Raw genomic sequence first — 25,922 nt, 5'->3', positions numbered from 1 at the left:
GAATCTGTTTTTCTCTTTAAAAAGGCTGCCTTTTACAATTACCGTCAATAAAATGAATTAAATAACTAAAAATCAGTATACATAATTTTCCTATGTATATAAGAAAGTTATATATTTGTGTTATGAGTACAGCAAACGGAATGTTAAAGGGCAGCCTGCAAACTATCATTTTGAAACTTCTTCAGGAAAATGAGAAGATGTATGGTTATGAAATCACCCAGAAGGTGAAGGAAATCACCAATGGAGAAATTAAACTAACAGAAGGTGCAATGTATCCCAGCCTCCACAAAATGGAAGCTGATGGTATGTTAAGCACCAGTACAGAATTAGTGGACAACAGAGTGCGCAAATATTATGCGCTGACCACTGCGGGCAAAAAAGAAGTAGAAAACAAACTTCAGGAAGCCGAGAGTTTTATTGGGAATCTGCAATTGCTGCTTAACCTCAAATCTAAGCTCTCATGAAATTAACCGCGCAGCAACATTTAGAAATACGCCAGCATCTGCTGAGTTTATCGCTCACTGAAAACATGCTCGACGAATTATATGATCACCTTCTTACTGCTCTGGAACAGAAACCGGCTTCTGCTAAATTCAATATGACTGAAGTGCGTGAATTGATTGATACAGAATTCAGTGAATTGATCAATACACCAGAAGAAAAAAAGAAATATCGCCTGATCAATACGGTTGCTGGTTTTGCACTTTTTGGCATTGCGCTGCTAACTTACTGGCTCACCATGGAACCAACTGCAAGTTTCTATGATTGCGGAGAATTTATTGCGACCGCTAACAAATTACAAGTCGGACACCAGCCAGGTGCTCCTCTTTTTCTGATGATCGGTAAAATGTTCAGCCTGCTGGCCATGGGTAACACCGCAAAAATTGCTTACTGGATTAATTTCAGTGCTGTGCTTGCCAGTGCAGCTACGATTATGTTTCTTTTCTGGACTATCACAGCGCTTGCTTCCAAAGTTTATAGCAAAGAAAAAGTTGGCAGTAAAACCTTCAGTATCATTGCAGCAGGAGCTATAGGTGCGCTCGCTTATACCTTCTCAGATACCTTTTGGTTTTCAGCAGTAGAGTCTGAAGTCTATGCGCTCTCCTCCTTATTTACTGCAGTTACTTTCTGGGCCATTTTGAGATGGGAGAGCGAAACCAATAACCGCTGGCTCATTTTCATTTCCTTTATTGTGGGCCTTTCTATTGGTGTTCATCTTTTAAGTTTATTGACCATACCTGCCGTAACTCTTGTTTATTACTTTAAAAAAGTGAAGGAGCGTGGAGTCCTGGGAACCATTAAAGCCTTTTTAATTGGCTGTTTGATCGTCGGAATTGTTCAGTTTGTGCTGATCCAGTATTTTGTTCTTTTCGCCGCAGAGGCCGACCTTCTTTTTGTAAATACTTTTGGCCTTTTCTTTGGGTCAGGTGCAATATGTTTCATTTTACTCTTTGCTGCAATTTTGTATAGCGTAATAAGTTACTCCATACGTCACCAAAAATATAACCTGAACATGGGGCTGCTTTGCCTGGTATTTGTTCTTTTTGGCTTTAGCTCCTACCTGATGATCCTGATCAGAGCAGATGCAAAAACCAATATCAATTTAAGCAATCCGGATCAGCCATTTTCTCTCTACGACTACCTGGGACGTACAAATTATGGGTCTGTACCTTTAATTTACGGTAATACCTTTGATGCTAAAGTAGTAGAGCAAAAAGAAACCGGAAATACATACCGCAAAGGAGCTTCAAAATACGAAATATCCGGAAAAACCTACAAAACTGTTTACGACAAAAACATCCTCTTCCCAAGAACCTTTAGTCAGAAAGCAGGACACGATAAATATTATCAACAGTGGCTAAGTCTGAACGAAGGACAAACACCAACGTTCACCCAGAATCTGAGCTTTTTTACTTCATGGCAATTGGGGTTTATGTACTGGCGTTATTTCTTATGGAACTTTGCAGGAAGACAAAATGATGTCCAGGGCGTTGGAAACGTACAAGATGGTAACTGGATTACCGGTATCAAACCGCTGGATAGCTTACGCTTGGGCAGTCAAGCTGATCTCCCTGCCACAATCACCACCAATGCTGGACATAATATGTATTATGGATTACCATTATTAATGGGAATTGCCGGACTGATCTGGCTTTACCGCAGAAATAAAAAAGATGGAATTGTGGTGATTACTTTGTTTTTCTTTACTGGAATAGCAATTATTCTCTACTTAAATCAAGATCCATTGCAACCAAGGGAAAGGGATTATGCTTATGCAGGTTCTTTTTATGCTTTTGCCATTTGTATTGGCTTTGGTGTACTGGCCCTCAAAGAACTTTTATCAAAAATAGCCAGGCAGAGATTAAGTCTGATCATTGCTACAGGAATATGTTTACTGGCGGCACCTGTATTAATGGGTGTACAAGGCTGGGATGATCATGATCGCTCTCATAAAACCACAGCAACAGACTGGGCTAAGAACTATTTAAATTCTTGCGCACCGAATGCGATCCTTTTTACGAATGCAGATAATGATACTTTTCCACTTTGGTACGCGCAGGAAGTAGAGGGTTTCAGAACAGATGTACGTGTAATCTGTATGCAGTTTTTACCCGATGCCTCTTTTATCAATCAATTGAAGAAGCAAATGAATAAATCTGCAGCATTACCTATCACGATGGCTGAAGAAAAGTATGTTACTGGTGTCAGGGATTATCTGCCTTACGTAGATTATGGACTGACTGATAGTGTAGAGTTGAAGGATTTGTTTTCGGTAATGACTTCTGAAAACAAAGAAGATCAGGTACAGATGACCGATGGCACGTTTATGAATTTTCTGCCCACTAAAAAGCTAAAACTCACTATAGATCCCGAACAGCTCGTTAAAACGCATACCATCACTCCTGCTCAAAAAGCGCAGGTGAGCAAAACAATGGAATGGAACTTTAATAAATCTTATGCTAGTAAAGGCGATTTAGCCCTATTTGATATTCTCATTCATAACAATTGGGAACGCCCGATATACTTTGCAACTTCGGTATCACAAGATACTTATATAGGTCTTGATCAATACCTTTACCTGGAAGGGTATGCGTATCGTTTACTCCCTTTTAAAACTTCAGCCGAGGATAACAGAGATAAAAGTGACAAGACTAATTCGGATGTAATGTATGCAAATGTGATGCATAAAATGGATTATACAGGATTCAATAAGGCTTCTTATCTGGATCAGGAATCCAAAAGAATTGTTTTTTCTACCTGGGGATTTAACAATACACTTGCTGGTAATCTGATTATGGAAGGGAAATCTGCAAAGGCTGCATATTTAATGCAGAAATGTCTGAGAGATTTACCATTGACTAATTATTCGGTAAGAGATACGGTAAACAGGATTAGTACCATTCAGAATTTATATGCGCTCAACCGGATTAAAGAGGCGAATCAGCTGACTAAAGAAACAGCTGGTTTCCTTGCTCAGGAGTTCAGCTATGTTTGTACACTGGCCCCGGAATTCCAGCAGGCTTATTTGCAGGATACAAGATTAAGCTTGTCTGTTTTACATCAGCTCGATCAATTGACGGCTGGTTATAAACAGCAGGAATTAAACCATGTTATTAAAGATTCATTTAATCAAATGATAGATAAATCAGGTATCAGAAGGAGCTGATAATACTATTATAAATAATAAAAGAGCCCGGCTAGTTGTCGTCTTTACCCAAAAGACAATGAACTATTCAGCAAGTATCAGTGGTCGGTGTTGAGAAGGGGTTGGTAAGGCCAATGGCCTTACCAACCCCTTCTCAACACCGACCACAATACGTTCCGTTAATTTACTTTAACATACTGGCCGAAAAAGCCGTAAATACTGTTAAAACTCCGACATAACCAGGTCAGGCTCTTCTGCCTTAGGCGATGCAGTAACTGTTTTCTTTTTAGCCAGCTGGTTCACTCTGTACATTAAAAATATACTGATCAATGTGACCACTACAACCACATAACCAACGATATCATAATGTTCTATAGGACTAAATTTAGTCTGCTGAACGACGATCATCCCTGAAACTGCTGCCGCTACTCCACCTGCAATTTGCTGCATAGAAGAATTAATGCTCATAAATGCGCCTCTGTCTTCCATATCAGGGATTGCGCTTGTTAAAGCGGAACTTGGAACCATACGGCTCATAATCCCTATCATCATCAGCACGTTAAGGCCAATTACGATCCAGAATGGTGTTGCAGATAAATTGGTATAAGCTACACAGATCAGTATGGTCCAGATAGAAGCAATACTGAAAATTCTGAATTTACTCACCGTATCACTCAGCTTTCCAATTAAAGGCATAATAATCAATGAACTTACCCCGGAAACCATAAATAATACAGGTAACTCTCCAGCCGTAACATGCAGGTTATTAACTGCAAAAACACTTCCAAAAGGCATCATCATAAAACCACCTATGGATAGTGCAGCTGTTGCTGCAAAACCAACCCGGTAATTCTTTTTGGATACTGTATGCCAAAGATGCTTAAATGCAGACCGGTCATGTTGCAAACCAAGATGTTTGTTGATTGGTTTTAAAACCACCACAATTAAAATGGCAATGATTATGGCTACCGCAGCTACCATCACAAAAGGTGACTCCCATCCCCATTTGTTCGCGATATATAAACCTATGGGGATACCCAATACCTGACTTGCACCGAAGCCCATTTGTATAAAGCCCATTACTCTTCCCCTTTGCTGTAAACCAAAAAGGTCGGTAATAATAGCCATAGAAATAGAGCTGATTACCCCGCCAAATAAGCCGGTAATAATACGTGCAGCAACCAATAGCTCAAAGGAATTGGCTAAACTGCATAAAAAGGTTCCAACAATGAAACCACTGTAAAAGAATAAAAGCAGTTTCTTACGGTCAAAACGATCTGCAAAACCTGCAGTTAATAAACCTGAGATACCTGCACTGAAAGCATAAGCAGAAACTGCAATCCCAAAAGAGGAAGGCTTCATACTTAAAGACTTAATCAGCATATCTCCCAAAGGAGACATTACCATAAAATCAAGTATAACAGTAAATTGAGTCATTGCTAAAATAAAGATTACTATCTTTTGATAGCCCGAAAAAGGTATAGTTCCTTCAGTTTTCATAATTCTAAGTTAATTCACAACACATATAGCCGTGATCACGGACCATTTGGATGATTTGCTCATGCTTTAGGTTATAAGAAACTATTCTTAAAACATAGTCTTCATCATCAAGATCCACATTCCATTGTTCAATATTTTTGTTCTCGTCCAATAAAGGCTGTAAAGCCTGTTTATCCGCTTCAGATTTTATATCTGTTCTAAAAAGCAGGATATGATTGAAATTTTCCATTTTTTTGTCATTCTTAATGCTGTTTAATTATATATATTATCATTTAATTTACTTCTTCAATCCTTTCACAACCAGATCAAAAGCCTCCCATAACATCTCATCTGTCATCTTGAATGGCTTTCCACCAAGGCTTTGTCCTTCATTGTTAAACTTAATTAAAGCGTAAAGCGGTGCAAATGCAACTGACCAGTAAACTTCAAAAGGCATCTCCCTGACTTCTCCGCGGGAGATAATATTATCATTAAATCTTTTGAATTTCACTAAAACATCTTCCATTAACGTAGAGAGAAATTGATCCTGATAAACAGACGCCCTCAACTGTTCATTAAACTTGCTTAATATTGGGTTATTGATCAACTCCCGATAGCGGTTTTCCCATTGCTGGCGTAACCCGTCTTCAAAAGAAGCTTCAGCATCAAAATTATGCAGCATTGATTTTGCTAACACCCTACCATGCTCTACAGCAAGCTGGGAAAGAAGATCATCCTTGTCCTTGTAATAAATATAAAGTGTGGCTACGGAAATGCCACAAGCTTTGGCGAGCTTATTCATACTAAAACTTTCAAAACCACCATTTGCAATGGTTTCTACAGCAATTTTTTTTACCAGCTTCTCTTTCTCTATATCTCTTGTACGCATAAGTATTAAATGATTAATCAAATATAAGTGAATATTCATTCATTAATGAAATAATAAATAAAATATAGCTTTGAGCAACACATTTCCAATTATCTGCTCTTTAAACAGAATTCATGAAACAGGAAAACTTATCCTGCTATCTGATAATCAAAATAAGAGAGAATATCCGAATATAATTTTAGACGTTTCGGATGTAATAGAAGTATGGAAATTAAGAGCAGGTTTTATCTTTGAATTCCCTGAGCCAGGAGAGCTTTATAACAGGTTCAATGATCTGGAAGCGAAAGTATCTATTATGCAGGATCAGCTGTTGAGAATGCTTAAATAAGTTATCAATGCACTACCGTAGAACAAATGGTTTTTACAGGCTTAGTGAATATAAGGGTTAAACTATTGTTTAATAAGGTGATCCGGTAATTCAGGAAGATTATATTTGACGCAACTGGTTTTAATGGACTTAGTTAAATACCGGCTTGCCGGTATTTCTTTTAGCAAAAAAGGTGGGTATCTTTTTAAGACACCCACCTTTTTATATTTAACTTATCTTTTTGACTATAGTTTAAAACCGTAAGCGATACGCAAAGCGATCTGTCCTACACTTTTGTTATCATAGTTATTTGCATAACGTAATGCATCACCTTTACCAGTATTTTCATACTTAATACCTAAGTCTAAACCATTACTCCATGAGTAACCAAGAGTTGGGGCATAAAGGAAAGTTGTTTTTGAATCTTTAGATACACCAAAAGCAGCACCTACTTCACCCATTGCATAGATACCTGAACCCGTTGGATCAAAGAAATACTTTAAACCAGTTTTTACAGGAATGTAAGCATAGTCAGGAACTTCAATGTTGTTGACAGCACCTACACTATATACACGGTCTTTTGCAAAATAGTGATTATAACCAGTTGCGATTGGAACCGATAATTGTTTAGTTAGGTCAAACTGTGCACGCACATCGATACCAGCAGCAACACTATAATTGTTATTTGTAGGGATACCTATATTTGCACCAACACCTATTTTTTGAGCACTAACATTAGTTGTAAAAAACATTGCCACAACAGCTGCTGCCGAAGCAAGATATTTAGTAGAATTTTTCATTTTATTATATTTATTCATGTGTTTTGACGATTGACAATTTTTATCAACCTTTCATGGGGTAAATACAAAATGTATGCCACTACAATAATCAACAGCTCTTTTTCCTTATCAAACAAGCTTCAATACGGTATAGATAGCGTTTTTCAAATCAGGAAGTTTTTCAGCAATAACCAAGGCCGACATATCTTGCAGCGCCTGATCAAGAAGACTTGATCAGCTTATGTAACAGCCGCTTACTGGCCAAATGACTCCGTATATAATTTGATAACTTCCTGCTTTAATTGGATGGGTTCCATTGCTGAATCAAGCCAGTTTATCATAATACCGTCTTTTTCCATTTTTCTGAAAAAAGTCATCTGCCTCTTTGCAAATTGGCGGATTGCGATGTACAATTTATCTTTTAAGTCTGGTAAACTGAGCTTATTTTGAAGATATTCGGTGATAAATTTATATTCCAAACCATAGAAGAGCAACATTTCAGCACTTACACCACGCTTTAAAAGCCCTTCGACTTCTTCAATAAGACCATTGTCAAAACGCTCATTTAGCCTGCTATAAATTCTTTCTCTGCGGGAATCAACTGCTCCACCCAACCCGATCACCAGAGGATTCAGCAAGGGACGATTTTCTTCTACTAATGTATGATGTTGTAAATATGCTGCAATTTCAATAGCTCTGACTAACCTCTTAGCAGAAGAAAGATCTGCATGGGCTGTTAATGCTGCCGGATAACCTGCTAATACTTTACGTAATGCTTCAATATCATGGGATGGAAGACTTGTGCGCAATTCTTCATTGACAGGAACCGCAGTGTATTGATGGTTTTGCAGGATACTGTGAATGTACATGCCTGTGCCACCGCACAGCACTGGTACTTTATGCTGCTGGTTAAGATTTTCAACTATTTGATAGAAATCTTCTTTAAATGAATTCACATTGTAATGCTCACCTGCCTCTCTGATATTAATCAAATGATAGGGAATAAGTTTTTCACCGATCTTGTATTCATGCAGATCCTTTCCGGTCCCAATATCCATATCCTTAAATACCTGCCTGCTATCTGCACTAATAACTTCTCCATCCAATGCAGCTGCAACACTAACCGCAAGTTTAGTTTTTCCTGAGGCCGTTGGACCAAGTATAATTAAAAGTGGGTTTTTCTCTATTTGCATGGTATGATATATTTCAGGTTCCCCATATTAAAAACACGGCTATAGTTTAAAGATTTTAAATAGGTTGCTTTCTCTGCTCCTGTTAGTTGAGCAATAACAACACTGATTTCCTCTGGCAAGCGATGCGGAAAATAGCGGATATTATTCACCGTATCCAGCCATATTTCTGCCGGGGGAATTTGCCCAACCAGTTCAAAGCCTAGCTTGGTATATCCTTTTCCATAAGACCAGTCCAGGTCGGCATAGGTCATCACATCACTAGGGAGAACAGCTTTGATGAAGTGCTTAATCAGCTTGCTTAGGCCACCCTGTACTGTAAATCCATCGGCAGTGGCGAACCTGATCAGTTCAACAGAGGTATAATCTTCGTGTCTTCTGGTCATTCTCCTTTTGCCACTAAAGGTAGCTACAGCAACGAACTGACTATCGAAAACCAAGGCATACCTATGCCTCGCTTTAGCTGATCCCTGAAGATGATTTTCTTTTAAAAAAGTATCTGCCTGAGGTTGAGTTATATTCACCACAGAAGTTTTTCTACCATGAATCCGCTGGTTCTTTCCCATTAATGCACGAATACGACTCAGAATCTGTTTTGGTTTATCAGCCCAGATATCTTCCCAAAGCTGAATCAATTGGTTACCTGAAGCCGCATATTCCTGTTGCAATCGTAACGTTTCTGCTGAACCAGGATGGATTGTTATACTTAATAAATTAAGATACAATTTATCATTATCCAGGAACTTCAATAAAAGAAAAGAGTCAGAAGTATAAAGTTCTGACTCCATGCCAATATCCAGTAACGCTTGTTTAAGCTCTTGTTGCCAGCTTATTTCTTGTATACTCACTCTTGTTTTTTGTTATAGCAATACCTGCTCTTTTTATCTCCACTCAATTCCAAGTTTCCTTAAACCCATTCATGCGCTTTGAATATCTTGTAGCCGGCAGCAACTTTATCTTCTATTAAATTCAAAGTTACATCATCCAGCTCTTTAATAAACATTGTGCGCTCATGCTGAGGAATAGAATCAGGCAATAATTCAAAAGCAACATGGTCATCCTTAATCTCTATGCTGAGAAAGAATACGCCAGATTTTCCCTCTCCATCCTGCTGTGCAGGAGAAGCAGCCCAAAGATCGTATTTCTGATCGCTATTTGTCCCATCGTTGAAGCCTAAAGTAGTATAAGGTTGTAAAGTTGCCCTGATTGTTTGAAAAATTTCTATAAGATCCGTTTTCATAGCTTTCATATTTTGAATTCACAGGTATAACAAGCATTAAAAACTATTGTTTACCATTCTCTACATTTAGCCACCATTTTGTATCTGGATAAGGTCCACCGAGTACAAAGGTTTCGCCCATTAATGGAGTTGTGATCTGCTGGGCTGATTCTTCAGCACTTTTGGTAACCCGTAAAACAGAGTCATTCCAGTCATGTAAAGCCAGCGTGAACTTTCCCCAATGCACAGGCAAAAGTACTTTTGCTTTCAGATCTTTTGCTGCCATCACTGTTTGTTCAGGAAACATATGAATTAAAGGCCATAACTCGTTGTACTGCCCGCATTCTAAAATTGCCAGATCAAAGGGGCCCTGTTCCTCACCAATAAGCTTAAAATGGCTGTCATAACCAGAATCTCCGCCCAAAAACAACTTATGTTCAGGAGTTTCCAAAATAAACGATGACCATAAGGTACGGTTGCGTTTAAACAATCTTCCAGTAAAATGTCTTGCTGGTTTTGCTGTGAATTTCAGCCCAAATAAAACAGCTTCTTCCTCCCATGCCAATTCGGTAATTTTTTCTGCTGGAATTCCCCAGCGGATTAAATGAGATCCTGCACCTGCCGAGGTTAAAAAGTGTTTTACACTATCCTTTAGCTTTAATATACTTTGATAATCCATGTGATCATAATGATCATGGGTAATCAAAAGCACATCAATTGCAGGAAAATCTTCTGCGCTGATAAAATCAGTACCAGCGTATTGTTTTTTACCGATAAAAGAAAATGGAGATGGTGTTTTACTAAATATGGGATCCACCAGTATTTTTAAAGTATCCAGTTGCAATAAATAAGACGAGTGTCCAAACCAGGTAACTTTTGTACCTGATACGGAATCGAGTTCTGGTGAAACATGTGGTAAAATAGCTGACGGCCTGCTGTTAGGGTTACCTTTCAGCATGGCTTTGAAAATTGCAAAATAACCATCTTCTGGCACCATGGATGTTAAAGATTGGTTTTGGAGTTCATCGCCTTGTGCATTAGGCAACCGCCGGATACGTTCCAGCCTTGCACCTTCAGGCAAACGACCAAAAACCGGTAAGGTTAAAATGGCATAAACCAATAAGGATAATGCGCCGAGAATAAATAAAGTGATATACATAGGTTCAGAATAGCTAATTATAAAAACTATGCAATAACATCAGCTTAAAATGTTATACATAGAAATTCTAGAACGAATATAACAATTGGATGAAGTATCAAGCCCGGGAAATTTATTAATATTGCACGGACCTGTTAATTAGCAGCACCTTTTTAATTGTAATACCTTACCATACCCTAAAGAGAGCGAATAATGAAAGTTAATACTGTTTTTCTAAACCATGCTTTTATAGCGGAAACACAAGCTTCCTTATTAGTTACAGATCTTTCCATACAAAGAGGCTATGGAATATTTGATTTCTTTAAAACAATAAATGGTAAACCTGTTTTTTTAGATGACCATATAGCCCGATTTTATAATTCAGCAAAAAAAATGCATCTGCAGATCAGTCAAACTCCTGCAGAACTAAAAGATATTATTGCTGAATTGATGCAAAGAAATAATTTACCGGATTCAGGGATCAAGATGACTTTAACAGGTGGTTATGCTGCTGATGCTTATACCCTTCCGGCTGCACAGAACCTGATCATTACACAGACGGCCTTAACGTTACCTAAGGGGCTTCAAGCTGAAGGAACTACTTTGGTTACTTATCCCTATCAAAGACAGTTTTCAGAAATGAAAACGCTGGATTATGCTATGGCAATCTGGTTACAACCATTTATTAAAGAGAAGAATGCGAATGATGTATTGTATCAGTATAATGGCTTTGTCAGAGAAACGCCAAGGGCCAACTTTTTTATAGTAACTACTGAGGGTGAAGTCGTTACTGCTAAAGACAACATTCTGGCTGGAGTAATCCGTAAAAACATCTTAAATCTCGAAGACACAGGTTTTCAACTAACTGAACGTGAGTTTAGCGTGGAGGAACTTTATAATGCAAGTGAAGCCTTTATGACCAGCACAACGAAAAATATCCTTCCGGTGCTAAAAGTAGATGGTAAAGAAATTGGTGACGGTAAAGTGGGAAAGATTACCACCCAATTATCTGCTTTGCTGCTGAAGAAAATAGGATAATATCCTTTTTGAAATATTACCCTTTTTGAAAACAAATTCAAAAATGCTATTGCTATACGACCGCCGGATCTTCTTTCTTTGGAACTAATTTTTCTGCCAGCCCTGCTCCTGCAGCAAGTAATTCATTGGTAATTGATCTTGTATATTCAGAGATTTCTGCTTTAAAGTCTGCAACAGAAGCTCCAGACCGGATTTCTTCCAGTCTTTTTTCCCAAGAGCCAGTCAATTCTGCTTGTGCAATCTTCTGATCTTTCACTACATCATAAACTGCCAGACCTTTAAAAGTCGGGACAAGATTTCTTTTCTCCCGCATAATATATTCTCTGGTAATCAGGGTTTCGATGATTGATGCCCTGGTTGCCGGAGTTCCCAGTCCACTATCTTTCATTGCATAACGAAGTTCTTCATCTTCAATCTCTTTACCAGAAGTTTCCAGTGCTTTCAATAAAGATGCTTCATTATACAAAGGCTTAGGTTTAGTCTGTTTCTCTAATAAGGCCTTTTCTACAATAGGTAACAGTTCACCCTTTTTAACTTTTGGAAGAGAAGGGTTATCCTCATCTTTCTTATCTTCTTCTTTATCATTTAATACCGATCGCCATCCTGCAGAGCGGATTACTGTTCCATTTGCAATAAACAGGGAACCGGATTCAATCGTTATTTTAGTTACCTCTTTTATACATTCCTGATGGAAAGCTTCCAGCATACGCCCCACAACCATATCATATACAGCCTGTTTATCTGCACTTAAATGAGCAGGGGTTTCCCCTGTTGGTAAAATAGCGTGGTGATCGGTAACCTTTTTTGCATTCACACTTCTTTTATTCAAAGGTACAGTCATTAAGAACTCTGCCTGTTTTCCAAAATCAGGGTGTGTTGTCAGCTGTGTAATCAGTTGAGGAACACCAGCAAAAACATCATCTCCAATATACCTGCTACCTGTACGCGGATAGGAAACCAGTTTACTTTCATATAAATTCTGCAGCAGGTTAAGCGTCTGATCTGCGGTATAACCTTTACGCTTATTGGCCTCTTGTTGTAAGCTACTTAAATCGTGCAATAATGGAGGGGGTTCTTTACGCGGCTTAGCTTCCACATCCAGGATCTTTCCTCCGGTTGGGAATCCAGAGCCTGTATCTTCAATCTTGTCAAATAAAACCTGAGCTTCTTCTTTTACATTAAAGTTGACTATAGAAACGGCCTTAAAAAGTTGTCCGTCCTTATCCAGCTGTATCCCCAGCTGATAATATAATTGGGGTACAAAATTCTTAGTTTCAATAAACCTGGAGCAGATCATTGCTAAAGTGGGTGTTTGTACCCTGCCCAGCGAAAGTACTGATCTTGAACCAGCGGATATACTTAGGGCCTGAGTAGCATTCATTCCGACCAACCAGTCAGATTCTGACCTGCAATGTGCCGAATTAAATAGCGTGTCATAATCAGTACCGGGTTTCAGGTTCCGGAATCCTTCTTTAATAGCTTCGTCAGTCTGCGAGGAGATCCAAAGTCTTTTAAACGGTTTTTTACATTTCAGGAAATAATAGATATAGCGGAAAATGAGTTCACCTTCCCTCCCGGCATCCGTTGCGACGATAATCTCTGTAGCCTCATCAAAAAGTTTCTTGATAATATCGAGCTGCTTTCTTACGCCTGGATCTTCAACAAAACCATCCTTGGTTTTAATTTTCCGGATCGCCAGTTTAAATTTAGCCGGAAGCATGGGCAGATGTTGTCTTCTCCAGCCAATAAAGCCATATTCCTGCGGGGGTGCCAATTGCAGCAGATGTCCGAATGCCCAGGTGAAAGTATAACCTTTCCCCTCAATGTATCCGTCTTTTCTACCCGTTGCGCCAAATACTTTAGCTAATTCACGTGCAACGGATGGTTTCTCTGCAATTACAATCTTCATCTATTCTCCTTTTTTAGAATCCCTAAATTTCATCAAAATACTTCACATTAAAAAACCATTAGCTCCTTTCCCAGCTGCATAAACCTCTCCAAAACACTTAAAGAATATAATGTCAGCGAATAGGTTGCTGGCTTTTCAACACTCATTATCAGTGAGATCTGGCATCACAATGGATAGCTGTCCAGAACGGGATGGATGTTGAAAAAAAGGTGAAATCCAGCTGAAGCAGGATTTTATTTTGGCATCAGGAATAAATGCGCAGCTTACATATCCCTGTCTTTTTCACATTGGAGACAACAAATCCAAACCAACTTTAAAGGTATTACAATGCGCTTCTACAATGTCTTTAATAGCAGGTGAATATCCACCACCCATACTCACCTGTACGGGTAACCCTTTTTCTTTACAAAATTGAAAAACCATCTTGTCTCTTTCTCTGCATCCCTGTTTACTCATCCCCAGCTTCCCTAACTTATCTGTTTTCAAAACATCTACTCCAGACAAATAAAATACAAACTCCGGTTTGTGCCTTTCATATAATTCAGGCAATACATGGCCAAGCAATGAAAGATAAACGTCATCAGGTGTTCCGGCATCCAATCCTATATCCCAATCAGAAACTTCCTTGCGGAAGGGAAAATTCTTCTCCCCGTGCATAGAGAAGGTAAATACACCCGGTACATTCTCTAAAATCTGGGCAGTCCCATTTCCCTGATGCACATCCAGATCTATAATCAGAATCCGTTTATAAATGCCCTTGTTCAACAGATAATTTGCAGCAATAGCCTGGTCATTCAGCAAACAGAACCCTTCCCCCCAGTCAGAACCTGCATGATGCGTACCACCAGCCACATTGAAAGCAAGGCCAGACGCTTTCGCGAACAGTGCCCCGTCAATAGTTCCCTGAGTAATTCTTAATTCCCGTTCCAGTAATTGCGCATTGAGTGGAAAACCTATTCTGCGTTGCGCTCTGGGTGGTAAAGTAAAATCTCTCAGCTGCGACCAATATCCAAAATCATGCGACAACAATACGATCTCTTCACTTACTATTTCAGGTGCAAAAAGCTGATCAGCACTGATCACACCTTCATGTAACAGCTGCTCAGGTATCAGCTCATACTTTAACATGGGGAAACGATGTCCTTCTGGTAAAGGATGTGCATACAAAGGATGATAAGCTATTTTTATCATTTAGTTCAGAATCTCTCCCACATGCTTTTCAATGTTATTACAAATCTCGTCAACAGGTAAATCATTTGCGTCCTCGCCAAACGGATTTTCTATTTCTTCGGCAATAAGCTCTAAACTTGCCAGTACATATAAGATAAAAGGTACAATCGGAATCACGAAATAACCCAGACTAAATACCCAGCCGAATGGCAGCGTGATCACATAGATAAATAAGAACTTTTTAATAAAAGCACTATATGAAAAAGGGATAGGCGTTTTCTTAATCCGCTCACAACCTCCGCATATATCTGTAAAACGGTTCAGATCGCCACTTAATATAATCAGTTGCTCGCCTGAAATTTTGCCCGCAGCCTCCAAATCAAAAATCCGCGCAGAAAGACTTGCTGCAACCTGATTAGGAATATGCTTTCCACCATCAACTTCTACCAAAAAACTGTTCTTACCAAAATACTGTTTCTCCCGAAGATGCTCTTTTAGTGCAAAGGCATACTTTGGAATTGCATAACTGAAATACTCATATTCCTGCGCGCCCAACTTCAGTGATTTGATCTTGATTGCCAGGTTACGGCTGATATTTGTCAGCTCTCCCAATAATCTTCTGCCCTCCCACCAACGGTCATAAGAAGTATTTGTCCGGAAAACCAATAACATGGAAATCACAAAACCCAGCAAACTATGCATCATCCCTATATTCTTGACTGTTGCTGTTTGTGCCAATTTTAAGAAATGAAGTTCTGAATAAGCGATGATACCGGAAAACACAGCTACGCTAAGCATTAGCGGCCATAATTTCCGAAATGTATCTGCTTTATGGATATGAAAAATAAACGTGAACCAATCTTTAGGATTGTAATTGATCATATAGCTATCTCTTTACTTATTTTCAACAACAATTCACCTGTCAGGAAAACATCCTCAAAAGAATTATATAAAGGTACGGGGCTTAATCGAATCACATTCGGTTCTCTCCAGTCCCCCAATACATGATGTGCAACCAATTTTTCAAAAACACCTTTTGCATTTCCAGAGGCAATAATAGAAACCTGTGTACCCCTGTCATTTTCATTTCCGGGCGTAATCACCTGATATTGCTGATGGCCAATCGCCAAATTTACCTGGTCTATAATATAAATCAGGTAAGCTGTTAAAATTTTACTTTTATCCCTGATTGGTCCCATAAAACCTGCAGCTTCAAAAATTTGCAGGGAAGCATAATATAAAGCCATTGGCATCACCTGCGAACAGCTAATTTGCCAGCCATCTGCTCCGGGTTCAGGAACAAATCCCTTTTCCATCTTAAAACGGGTAGATTCCTGATATCCCCACCAACCTGCAAAGCGGTTTAAGGTATCATCCTTAAAGTGTTTTTCATGGACAAATATGCCTCCTATTCCACCCGGACCACTATTTTGGTATTTATAAGAACACCAACAGGCAAAATCTATATCCCATTCATGTAACTGCACTGGCACATTTCCGGCTGCATGCGCCAGATCAAATCCTACAATTGCACCAGCAGCATGACCAGCTTCAGTGATAGCCTTCATATCAAACCATTGACCGGTAAAATAGTTGATCCCACCAAATAAAACCAGGGCCAGCTCATCTGCATTTTCAGCAATACTGGCAATAATATCTGCTGTCCGCAAAGTGTATTCACCAGCTCTTGGAGCGATTTCTATAATGGCTTCTGCAGGGTCATACCCATGAAAACGCACCTGACTTTCCAGTGCGTACTGATCAGAAGGAAAAGCACCGGCCTCCATAATGATCTTAAATTTTTTCTGCTCCGGGCGATAAAAGCTAACCAGCAACAAATGAAGGTTAACTGTCAGCGTGTTCATTGGACAAACTTCGGCAGGCGTTGCGCCAACAATTGGTGCCATTAGTTTTTTAAGTTCTTTATGGTAAAACATCCATGGACTGTCTCCCTCAAACCAGCCCTCTACTGCAAGATTCTGCCAATTGTCCAATTCTTTTCCAAGCACTTCCCGTGCCGATTTGGGTTGAAGACCCAGTGAATTACCACACAGATATATAAAAGGTTTACCATTTTGCTGTGGAAATAAAAATTCATCGCGGAATTTACGCAACGGATCCTGTTCATCCATTGTCCTGGCAAATGATAATGTATTTTGAAAATTCATATTTTTTGTAATTATTCGGATCAGCGTAATGCTTTTTGCAATTTTAATAAAAAAAAGCAGAATCAGACAATCTTAGTATTGGTTTTGCACTAATCGTTATAGTGCAATGTCATGAAAAAGCCCGCCTCCGGCAATTGCAGGATCTAAACGCCACTGAATTTTCGGATCAGCCAATTCGTGTGCAGTCAGGGATGGTTGTAAGTAATCCAGTTAATGAAGGTTAGCTCCTGAAGCTTAAATATAAAAGGCGGATAGCAATTATGCAACCGCTATCCGCCTTTCTAATAGTTAATAACTTAAAACAGCCTGCTCTTTAGCTTGCATCGCAAAGGCTACAGGATTAACCAAAGTTCCAATCACTTCTGGTGTTGGTACATCTGTACTTTCACTATAACCATGTGTCAATAAGCGAACTCTATTGATACAAACTCTTGCAAATTCAGGAACAAACAAGTCAAATTTCGAGAACTTAGCGGCTAGTTCAGGGTTCTCTTCTTGAAATTCTAAAATAGTATCTGCTACGTTTTTCCAGAATTCCTCTTCATTCAAACCAATATAAGAGTGGAAAATATTACTTAAATATCTGAATACAGCATCAAAAATTCCTGACAAAATAAATAATGGTGCTAATTCATCGTCAATCTCTCTCAAAACATTAACGAGATCTTCAGGTAACTTCGATTTTGATTCTTCTGTCAATACGATCTCTTCTACGAAATCTTTAATGATGATCCGCTGAGGGATATAGTCCTTCATCACCATAATTGTATTTTCCCCATGCGGGCTAAAGAAGAAAGCATGTTTATAAAAAATCCTTAAGATAGGTTTAAGGTAGGCCTTTAAGTAAGCCTGAAGCCATTCTTGTGGACTAATTCCAGATTTTTCAATCATTGCCCCAACCAAACTTTTCCCTTGATCATCGACATACAGCAAACTAGCCATCGTCATAATTTTCTCCCCTTCTTCTAAATAATTCTCTGCACTTTCTCTCCAGATTACCCCCAGAAATTCCTGATATTGATAAGGAGATTGGGGGATTGCGCTATATTGAGGATGGGTATAAGCTGCGGTAGCCACTTCTCCTAATAAAACAACCTTAGTTTCTTTCAGATAAGCATCACCATCCAGCATATCTTTTGCCCATTGGGTAACTCTTGGCGCAATAGCTAGTTTTTTAGGCGATAAACCTCTGAAGATCGAAGTATTTAAGATCGAAATCGCTGTTTTAACGTAATGTTTACGTGGGTTACTAATATTGAAGAAAGTACGGATACTTTGCTGACATTTATAAAGATCGTTTCCTAAAGCCAGGGGCACAACATATTGACTGGCAATATCATGGGCAAGCTGTAAAACGATCTTGTTATTCCATTGCCATTCATGAACAGGAATAAATAAGTAATCGGCAGGGTTTAAGTTCTTATCACTTAGTATTTCATTAAACTGGTTAATCTGCTCAAAACCTAATTCATCTTCATAAAATACAGTCCGATCAATAGATGCCAGAGATTTAAAATCAGCTCGCTTTTGATGAACTGCTAACCAGGCTAATTGCGTTGACTGGCCTGCCTCTGGTGCATATTTGCCTTGGTCGCTGTGGTTAAATCCAATCCTGCCTTTATTAATCGTGGCCCAGGGATGCCCGTCCATCTGGCTTTCAATAGTCTGATAATCTGCATCAGCAAGCTGATTTGCGGTTAAGCGCCCTTTTTCATGGATAAATGCATCAGCATATAAGGTATTTAGTGTTTCTTCTACAAAATGTGCAAGTGTAAAGGATTTCACGCCAAAAGTCTGCTGTGTTTCTGTGAAAAATGCAGGCGCATTATCCAACGGTACAGTTGTTCCATCCACAAATTTACGCAGCGATTCTTTCTGGATATGCCAGTAATCTAAAGCACGAAGACTTGCAGCAAAAGTATAATAGATATTTTCGTGATCCGTATTTAAACGGAAATGCGTCAAACCAGCAGTATCAGTTCCTGTAATTTCAGGCGCTGCAAGTTTTTCGTGCATAAGTTCTACAATGGCTTTGGCGATATAATTTAAATTCACCTTATCCCAAACTGCTTTCTTAAGCGGTTTAATATTGTCAAAATGATTGTAATTCATGGTCTTTATTTTAACTGTGGACAGTGCCTTAAACTGCCAGGTTTTCTGTTGCAAGAATATCTTTAAGTGGGTTTTCTGATTCATCGGCCGTTGCCACACCAAAAGTTTGGAAGGCAATTTTCTTTTCAACTTTATAGGCTTCCCTGCCTAACACGGTGTTAATGATTGAGGAATTCCGGTAAGCGCCCATCCCTAAATCAGGAGTTACAAAACCATGCGTATGCAATTCTGCATTCTGTACAAAAATTTCATCACCATTGGTATCTATGGCATAATTACGCCCGACTCCATACAAATTATCATCATTCCTTGAAATCCGGTGATGAATGCCTTGCAAGAATGCAGGCTCTTTATATTTATAACCGGTAGCTAGCACGACAAAATCAGTTTGCTCTACAAATTCTTTTTCCACCTCTGTATGGTAAAAATGCAGATTGGCACTACCGTCTTCGGCGACAGTAATATTATTGAGCTGACAATTCGGGCTTAATTTCACATTGGGCTCTTCACCGTCCACACTTAATTCATATAGTTTATCAAAAATCTGATTGATTAAACTATAATTTATGCCTTTAAACAATGAGTTTTGCTTACTCAATACTTGCTTGCGTTTTCCATCAGGTAGATTATAGAAATGGTCAACATATTCTGGTGAAGTGAGCTCCAAAGTAAGTTTTGAATATTCCATTGGAAAAAAACGATCAGGACGGGTAAACCATTTGAGTTTTAATCCATTTTCGGTTTCCGGCAAAAGATCATAGAAAATCTCTGCAGCACTCTGTCCTGAACCAATAATAGTTACGTTTTGCTGCTTCAACAGTTCACTTTTGGTATTCAGATAAGCAGAAGTGTGGATTACATTAGCGGGCTTGCCTGGTTCTATAAAGTCTGGCATTTTCGGAACAGTGCCGGTACCTAAAACCAGTTTACGTGTATAATAAACCTGTTTTTCCAAACTACGCTGATCCTCAACAATTAATTTATAAAGCTGCTGCGCATCGTCATAGTCAGTACTTAATACTTTCTGATTAAACTGACAAGAAGGCAATTGTGCGATTACCCATTTGCAATAGGCATTGTATTCCTTACGCAGGATATAAAAATCTTCCCGGATATAAAATTTATACAAGCGATCGGTTTGTTTGATAAAATTAAGGAAGCTGTAAGGACTTGTTGGATCTGCTAAAGTTACCAGATCGGCCATAAATGGAACCTGAAGGGTAGCATCGTTCAGCATCATTCCAGGATGCCAGTTAAAAACCGCTGCCTGGTCGAAAAATATAACCGACAAATCTTCTAAAGGTGCTGCCAGTGCGGCCATTCCCAGGTTAAAAGGACCGATACCAATACCTATGATGTCGTAAATCTTTTGTGTTTTCATTTATTCTCAGAATTTATACTCCGGCCACCTGGCCCATTAACGCTACATCTTTACTTTCGGGGAACTTTTCCCAATACCACTCGCGATAGCAAAATGTTAAGTTTGCATCTTTAGTAGGCATTTTTATAACACGTTGGAATTTGAACCCTAACCTGGTCACGAAAATGTGCATAGCTCTCGACTCTACAGCCGCTTCACCAATACATTTCCCGACAACCGGATTCATAAAGACCATATCCATAATCATTTGTCCGATACAGAAGCTGTATTTTTTATTCTTGTCAGTTGGGGCAATTAATAGGTGGGCTCCATAATCTGTAGCCGATGCTTCGTAATAAGCACCTACAGTATCACGCATTGGCCAGTAAGGTTCGATAGTAAAAGTAGGCTCGCCATTAATTTCACCTATAATACTATGGGAATGATCACTTGGGATCAACGTACGGTAAAAAGTTTCCAGCTCTTTGATTGGCCCATCCATTTTCCAGATTGGCTTGGCATGTTCCTGGTTAAACCAATCATGTACCATTTCCAAATCTCTGTCTACGTCAAATGAACGCAGTGAGATTGTGATATCTTCCTTAGGGAAATATCTGCTGTAAATAACCTCGTCAATTTTCGGTTTAATCAGGTTATCACAGAAAAAATACTTATTCAATGGATTAGGGTAGGCTCTGTAGATTGCCGGATTGTCAATAGGCGCACTCGCTTCGTCTATATTAATCAGATTGGTCAGCAGGTTACCTTTGACTTCCCAGCTTCTGCTGTTAATTACATAATCAACAAAACCAGTAGTATCAGATTCTTCAAATTGCTTAAATTCAAGGTAAATCAGATCGATAAGCGTTCTTTCGTCTGCCAGGCCATTGCAGCCCAAGGCATTCACAATACCCAGCAGGTTATTGATGAGCAGGTAATAGGTTAATTTTGGAAAGATTAAAGCCTCTGGAACTATAGATCCGCTTTCCTGGGCTAAGTCTGGCAGATAGCTTAATAATTCTTCTGCTTTACCTGCTCTGAAAAAGAAGCCCTGGTTATCTCTGAAATAAAGTTTAGCCGGAAAATTCTGACTATCCATCTCCACCAGTACATTTTGCTGGTGAAATTCAAAAGCCATCCCATACTTGTTCAGAATTCCAACGATCGGCCCTACACAGATATGCAGATATTGCTTGAACCAATTAATGGCTACCTGATCAACGGGTTTATTCTTAAGCTTTGCAGCGTGCTGGATGACATTGACCATTCTTGGTTTTTCACCTAATAAGCTATCTTGACAGAGCGCGGCCAATAAGGTCACATTTTTATCTGCAGCTTCATCTTTAAACACATTATGACGGATACTGGTGTTAAAGCCATCGATAAATTTCCCTTGATACGTTATAGAGAAAAAAGCAGGATCAGTTACAAATTCAAGCTCCGGAAATTCTTTTTTCAATGTCTTACCCAGGTCTGTTTTTAATAAGCGGCTTACATCATATCCGCGGTGCAATTCTCTGGTTAAGTTTACGCGTTCGGAGTTGGTAATTTTCACATGCAGTGAGAATTTATACATCCACTCACTTTCGCGGTTATATACTGTGCGTACAGAAGAAGTTGGCGTATATATAGCTCCCCAGTTACCCAGGCTATATAATAAACCTTCTTTTTCCATTGCTTTTACTTCGGGCAGGGCCAGCAGATATTCTGCCTCCCATGGATGCATTGGCAATACTTTCCAGTCTGGATACTGATCTATTAATGACTTTATCTGATGATCTGCCGGAACTGCTTGCAACAATTCTGCTTTGAAAGTATCAGTAATATCAAATCCTTCTGCGTTTTTCTCTATCACTTGGTTAGGTGCAATCAAGAAATATGCTAATTGGAATTGTCCGGCTGTTTCCGGAGAGTATCTCAAGAGCTCTTCCTCGTTTTTGAAACCCATTCTTCCTTTAGTCAGCGGATGTGAACTATGTCCCAATGCTAAGGATTGTTCTGTTTCAATAAAGTTCATTTTCACCCGGTTAACCAGTTTCCCGGTACGGTTGAAATATTCCTGGTACTTTGTCAAGTTCTCAATACTATTCAATAAACGAGATTTCACCAGTTCTGCATTAATTTCCGGGAATTCTGCACTTGCAAATAGAATGATCAGCTCCATAAAGCGCAAGGCATCTATTGGCTTGATTTCATCGGTAGCCAGTTCACGTGAGATTACAGGAAAGTGAAATACATGTCTTCCGCTTTCTGCATAGTGTTTCAAAGGGGCAAATACTTCAAATCCAAACTCAGAAAAATCGAAACGTAAGTGTAATTGATGTCCTGTCAGTTCCATATAGTCAGCCAGTGGCTGGTCATATTTGGGAATTCCCTGATAGCGGCTCCAATTGCTAAACTCCCTGCAATAGCAGTTTAAGAGAGAATTGAAATTAATTTCTCCAGAATTCTGTTGTAGTTTTATTAAACTGTAGGTATTCGTTTCCATGTTGTTTGATGATGTTGAAGATGTTTTTAACGTGGTCAATTGTAGTGAGCGGGTTAAGTAAGGTAAATTTGAGGTAGAATTGTTTGTTGATTTTAGTACCTGCAACAAGTGCTTCTCCACCGTTGAACATACTTTTTTTGATGAATTGATTCATTGCACACAGGTCTGCTTGTCCGTCTCTTGGGTTGTAGCGAAAAACAAGGGCACTGATATCGGATTCGTTCATCAATTCAAATGCTGGGTCTGCTTGCAGCATAGCAGCAATTTGGGCAGCAGTATGAATAATTGTCTCAAAGTACCCTCCTAATTTCTCTTTCCCCATCATTCTCAGGGTAAACCAAAGTTTTAAGGCGTCGAAACGACGGGTAGTTTGAATAGATTTATTAACTTGATTAGGTAAACCATCATGATCGTGATCTTTAGGGTTCAGGTAATCAGCATGGTGCGTGATCAGACCGAAAAACTTCTTGTCTTTAATCAAAAAGGCTCCGCTGCTTACTGGCTGAAAGAATGATTTGTGATAATCTACTGTTACTGAATGGGCCAGTTCGATTCCATTGATCAGCTTGCGGGATTTATTGGCTAACAGTAAACCGCAGCCATAGGCAGCATCTACATGGAACCACAAGTCATATTTAGTACTTAAACGGCCTATCTCTTGTAAGGGATCAATATTCCCGAAATCGGTCGTTCCTGCGGTACCTACAATCGCAATAGGGATATTTCCTAGGGCGATCTCTTGTTTAATGGCATCTTCAAGCAGTACAGAGTTCATTCTGAAGCTACGATCGGTTTTAATTTTCACCACGGCTTTTTCACCCAGTCCCAGTAAAGAAGCATTTTTCTGAATGCTGAAGTGGGCCATCTCTGAAACAAAGATCCTGAAACGTGAAGCTTCAGCCGGCAAACCATCTTGTTTGATATTGTGGTTCAAGAGTTTAAAGGCATAATGATCTCTGGCAAGCAATAAGCCCATCAGGTTACTTTGGGTACCGCCACTGGTAAAGATTCCATCTGAAAGGTCACCGAAACCGATTTCTTTACATGTCCATTCAATTAGCTTCTGTTCCATTAAGGTTCCGCCAGCGCTTTGATCCCAAGTGTCTAAAGATGAGTTGATAGAAGAGATCATCACCTCTGCCGCAATCGCAGGAATAACCAGCGGGCAATTTAAATGGGCAATATATTCTGGATGATGAAAGGCTACAGCATGGTTGGTGTATAGGTTTTCTACCTCATCCAAAAGACTATCGTAGTCTGGTAAGGGCTTATCAAAATCCACTTTTGCAAATAATGGACGTAATTCTGCCGGAGTTACTCCGCTGAATGGTTTTTTATTGTTATCCAGGAAACGCTTTACGGCAAGGGTTACTTTACCTATGGCATCCAGATATTCTTCCTGGTTGTCGTGATGGAAAATATCCTTTTGAGGATTATTTTCAAATAATGTGATTAACTGTTCTTCTTGTAGGTTGATTGATAGCATATCGGTCTTAATTATTCACGGTTTTATATAATTAGGGGGGTATTAATAAGCGTGTTTGTGATCCTGTATAAATATGAAGTCCGGTGCGGATTTAAATCAGCAGAAGGGAAACCAATAAGAGCGAAAACAAGATTTAAGATCCTCTTCTTCATTACAGTTTAAATTTCTTCGCTAAGTAAGATGTTATTTAGAACAATTACAAATTATATTTAGACTAATTACCAATAATGCCACAAACAACTGATTTACAGCGATATTTTAATATTATTTTTAAAATATTGAGTTAATATTTTTATAACATAGCAGTTCCATGCGGCTGCTTTGCTGCTAAATCGATAAAAAGAAAGAAATATTTTTAACTTTTATTGGCGAGGGCTTTTCGCTTGTCTTTTCGCTTGCCTCTCCAGAAAAGAAAGCCGGTTAAGGGTAAGCTGGCGCAGATAAAACTGGACATAAAGGCAATGATTTTACCTGTTGTGCCTAGTATCTGTCCGGTGTGCAAATCATAAGACATTTCATTTAATTTTAGTCCATTGCTTTTATCACGGTGAGCCAGTTCTTTGACTAAAGCACCAGTATTGGCATTGAAGTAATACCGGTCACTTTTGTAATAGAATAGTGCTTGCTCATAAACTGTGATGTCCAGTACTGCTGAGCCTTTTGTTAGTGGAGCAATCAGAAACATGTCTGAATACGGAGATTTTTTTACAGTTTGCAAAAAGGCAACATCCAATAATTTATTTGAGTCCAGCAGTTTGGTTACTTTCACCACCGGAATTTTTTCTTCCAGCGCGTAGGCATTGCCCAGGTTAATTGTGTTCTTTACCCCTGTTTTCAACCAGTCATAACTAATTGACAGACCCGTAAAGGCCAGAACAAAAGCGATTACGCAAGTATAAACTCCTAAAACGCTATGCAGATCATAGTTTACACGTCGCCATTTTCCATTGAATTTAATGGTCAATGACCGTTTAACTTGTGTTTTTCGTTTAGGCCACCAGATGATCACTCCGCTAATCAGCATGAATAAAAATATAAATACGGATACACCAACTACCATTTTCCCGATTGGCCCGGGCAATAGCAGGTAGATATGGATAAACTGGACAATAGTAAAAAAGTCTTTGCGCAGGTTTTGATCATGGAGTACCTGGCCAGAGTACGGATTAATATGAACGGTGTAGAATTGTCCTTTTCCTGTTAAAAAAATTACGGCTGCCCTGTCTTTACTGACATAAACGATTCTGCCTACCTCGAGTTCGGGATGAACTCCTTTTGCGATTGCGCTGAGTTTAGAGGGCAAAAGTACTGGTTTATTTTGTACTTCGATTTTACGCCAGGGTTCTGTAGCATCTCTTATTTCATCTTGAAAAGCGTACAGACAACCGGTTATACTCACAATAAATACCACTAATCCAGAGGTTAAACCCAACCACCGGTGTGCGAGACGCGCAATCTTCTTCAAGTTCATTCTTAATATTTGATTAAAAATATAAAAATAAGTCATTATTTGGAATTAATCCAAATAAATCATTGCTTTGCGG

The 25,922-nt window shown here is 39.1% G+C and carries 21 protein-coding genes; 4 read left to right on the top strand and 17 right to left on the bottom strand.

Going from position 1 to position 25,922, the window contains the following annotated elements; all coding sequences use genetic code 11:
* Positions 1–122 precede the first annotated feature (122 nt).
* Positions 123–464 (top strand): PadR family transcriptional regulator, encoded by a 342-nt coding sequence (locus tag AY601_RS04535; protein ID WP_068397072.1) that lies wholly within the window; start codon positions 123–125, stop codon positions 462–464.
* A complete protein-coding gene (locus AY601_RS04530; protein WP_084359095.1) occupies positions 461–3,667 on the top strand; it encodes a protein O-mannosyl-transferase family in 3,207 nt (1,068 codons plus the stop codon). The genes AY601_RS04535 and AY601_RS04530 overlap by 4 nt, the downstream gene beginning before the upstream one ends.
* A gap of 201 nt (positions 3,668–3,868) precedes the next feature.
* Here AY601_RS04530 and AY601_RS04525 read toward each other — a convergent pair whose 3' ends face one another.
* From AY601_RS04525 to AY601_RS04515, 3 genes are read right to left on the bottom strand one after another with little or no spacing between them, the layout of a single operon-like run.
* Positions 3,869–5,146: an MFS transporter gene (locus AY601_RS04525; RefSeq protein WP_068397069.1), complete on the bottom strand. Its 1,278-nt coding sequence runs from the start codon at positions 5,144–5,146 to the stop codon at positions 3,869–3,871.
* A gap of 4 nt (positions 5,147–5,150) precedes the next feature.
* Positions 5,151–5,375, bottom strand: a complete 225-nt coding sequence (locus AY601_RS04520) for a hypothetical protein (RefSeq protein WP_068397066.1) — start codon at positions 5,373–5,375, stop codon at positions 5,151–5,153.
* 48 nt (positions 5,376–5,423) lie between these two features.
* The gene (locus tag AY601_RS04515) at positions 5,424–6,014 is read right to left on the bottom strand and encodes a TetR/AcrR family transcriptional regulator (RefSeq protein WP_068397062.1); all 591 of its coding nucleotides are present in this window, start codon (positions 6,012–6,014) and stop codon (positions 5,424–5,426) included.
* A gap of 70 nt (positions 6,015–6,084) precedes the next feature.
* On the opposite strand from AY601_RS04515, the gene AY601_RS04510 reads away from it, so the two are divergent.
* Positions 6,085–6,342 (top strand): hypothetical protein, encoded by a 258-nt coding sequence (locus AY601_RS04510; protein WP_068397059.1) that lies wholly within the window; start codon positions 6,085–6,087, stop codon positions 6,340–6,342.
* 224 nt (positions 6,343–6,566) lie between these two features.
* Here the strand turns inward: AY601_RS04510 and AY601_RS04505 are convergent, their stop codons facing one another.
* The 5 genes from AY601_RS04505 to AY601_RS04485 all read right to left on the bottom strand — a co-directional run bounded on the left by AY601_RS04505 (position 6,567) and on the right by AY601_RS04485 (position 10,668).
* The gene (locus AY601_RS04505; protein WP_068407162.1) at positions 6,567–7,121 is read right to left on the bottom strand and encodes a hypothetical protein; all 555 of its coding nucleotides are present in this window, start codon (positions 7,119–7,121) and stop codon (positions 6,567–6,569) included.
* Positions 7,122–7,354: 233 nt separating this feature from the next.
* Positions 7,355–8,293 (bottom strand): tRNA (adenosine(37)-N6)-dimethylallyltransferase MiaA, encoded by a 939-nt coding sequence (miaA, locus tag AY601_RS04500; protein WP_068397056.1) that lies wholly within the window; start codon positions 8,291–8,293, stop codon positions 7,355–7,357.
* Complete coding sequence (locus AY601_RS04495; RefSeq protein WP_068397054.1) at positions 8,284–9,138, bottom strand: hypothetical protein; 855 nt, start codon at positions 9,136–9,138, stop codon at positions 8,284–8,286. The genes miaA and AY601_RS04495 overlap by 10 nt, the downstream gene beginning before the upstream one ends.
* Positions 9,139–9,197: 59 nt before the next feature.
* Entirely contained in the window at positions 9,198–9,530 is a 333-nt protein-coding gene (locus AY601_RS04490) for a hypothetical protein (protein WP_157287695.1), read from the bottom strand.
* 43 nt (positions 9,531–9,573) lie between these two features.
* Positions 9,574–10,668 carry an MBL fold metallo-hydrolase gene (locus tag AY601_RS04485; RefSeq protein ID WP_068397048.1) on the bottom strand — a complete coding sequence of 365 codons (1,095 nt, stop codon included), beginning with the start codon at positions 10,666–10,668 and terminating at the stop codon, positions 9,574–9,576.
* Positions 10,669–10,860: 192 nt separating this feature from the next.
* Here AY601_RS04485 and AY601_RS04480 point away from each other — a divergent pair, with 192 nt between their 5' ends.
* A complete protein-coding gene (locus AY601_RS04480; RefSeq protein ID WP_068397045.1) occupies positions 10,861–11,685 on the top strand; it encodes an aminotransferase class IV in 825 nt (274 codons plus the stop codon).
* 52 nt (positions 11,686–11,737) lie between these two features.
* Here the strand turns inward: AY601_RS04480 and AY601_RS04475 are convergent, their stop codons facing one another.
* The 9 genes from AY601_RS04475 to AY601_RS04435 form a co-directional block, all read right to left on the bottom strand.
* Entirely contained in the window at positions 11,738–13,594 is a 1,857-nt protein-coding gene (locus AY601_RS04475) for a DNA topoisomerase (protein WP_068397042.1), read from the bottom strand.
* A gap of 282 nt (positions 13,595–13,876) precedes the next feature.
* Positions 13,877–14,785, bottom strand: a complete 909-nt coding sequence (locus AY601_RS04470; protein WP_068397039.1) for a histone deacetylase — start codon at positions 14,783–14,785, stop codon at positions 13,877–13,879.
* The gene (locus tag AY601_RS04465) at positions 14,786–15,646 is read right to left on the bottom strand and encodes a bestrophin family protein (protein WP_068397036.1); all 861 of its coding nucleotides are present in this window, start codon (positions 15,644–15,646) and stop codon (positions 14,786–14,788) included.
* Positions 15,643–16,932: a kynureninase gene (gene kynU, locus AY601_RS04460; protein ID WP_068397033.1), complete on the bottom strand. Its 1,290-nt coding sequence runs from the start codon at positions 16,930–16,932 to the stop codon at positions 15,643–15,645. Before kynU ends, AY601_RS04465 begins: the two co-directional genes overlap by 4 nt.
* A 288-nt stretch (positions 16,933–17,220) precedes the next feature.
* Complete coding sequence (locus AY601_RS04455; protein WP_068407159.1) at positions 17,221–19,044, bottom strand: IucA/IucC family protein; 1,824 nt, start codon at positions 19,042–19,044, stop codon at positions 17,221–17,223.
* 28 nt (positions 19,045–19,072) lie between these two features.
* Entirely contained in the window at positions 19,073–20,425 is a 1,353-nt protein-coding gene (locus AY601_RS04450; protein ID WP_068397030.1) for a lysine N(6)-hydroxylase/L-ornithine N(5)-oxygenase family protein, read from the bottom strand.
* 13 nt (positions 20,426–20,438) lie between these two features.
* Positions 20,439–22,892 (bottom strand): GNAT family N-acetyltransferase, encoded by a 2,454-nt coding sequence (locus tag AY601_RS04445; RefSeq protein ID WP_068397027.1) that lies wholly within the window; start codon positions 22,890–22,892, stop codon positions 20,439–20,441.
* Positions 22,837–24,378, bottom strand: coding sequence for a pyridoxal phosphate-dependent decarboxylase family protein (locus AY601_RS04440; protein WP_068397024.1), 1,542 nt, complete (start codon positions 24,376–24,378; stop codon positions 22,837–22,839). The genes AY601_RS04445 and AY601_RS04440 overlap by 56 nt, the downstream gene beginning before the upstream one ends.
* A gap of 355 nt (positions 24,379–24,733) precedes the next feature.
* Positions 24,734–25,849 carry a PepSY-associated TM helix domain-containing protein gene (locus AY601_RS04435; protein ID WP_198163612.1) on the bottom strand — a complete coding sequence of 372 codons (1,116 nt, stop codon included), beginning with the start codon at positions 25,847–25,849 and terminating at the stop codon, positions 24,734–24,736.
* Positions 25,850–25,922: the final 73 nt, after the last annotated feature.

This window comes from Pedobacter cryoconitis, from assembly GCF_001590605.1.
Taxonomy (GTDB): Bacteria; Bacteroidota; Bacteroidia; order Sphingobacteriales; family Sphingobacteriaceae; genus Pedobacter; species Pedobacter cryoconitis_A.
Note: the sequence above shows the minus strand (reverse complement) of the source record. Positions and strands in the feature narration are given on the sequence as shown.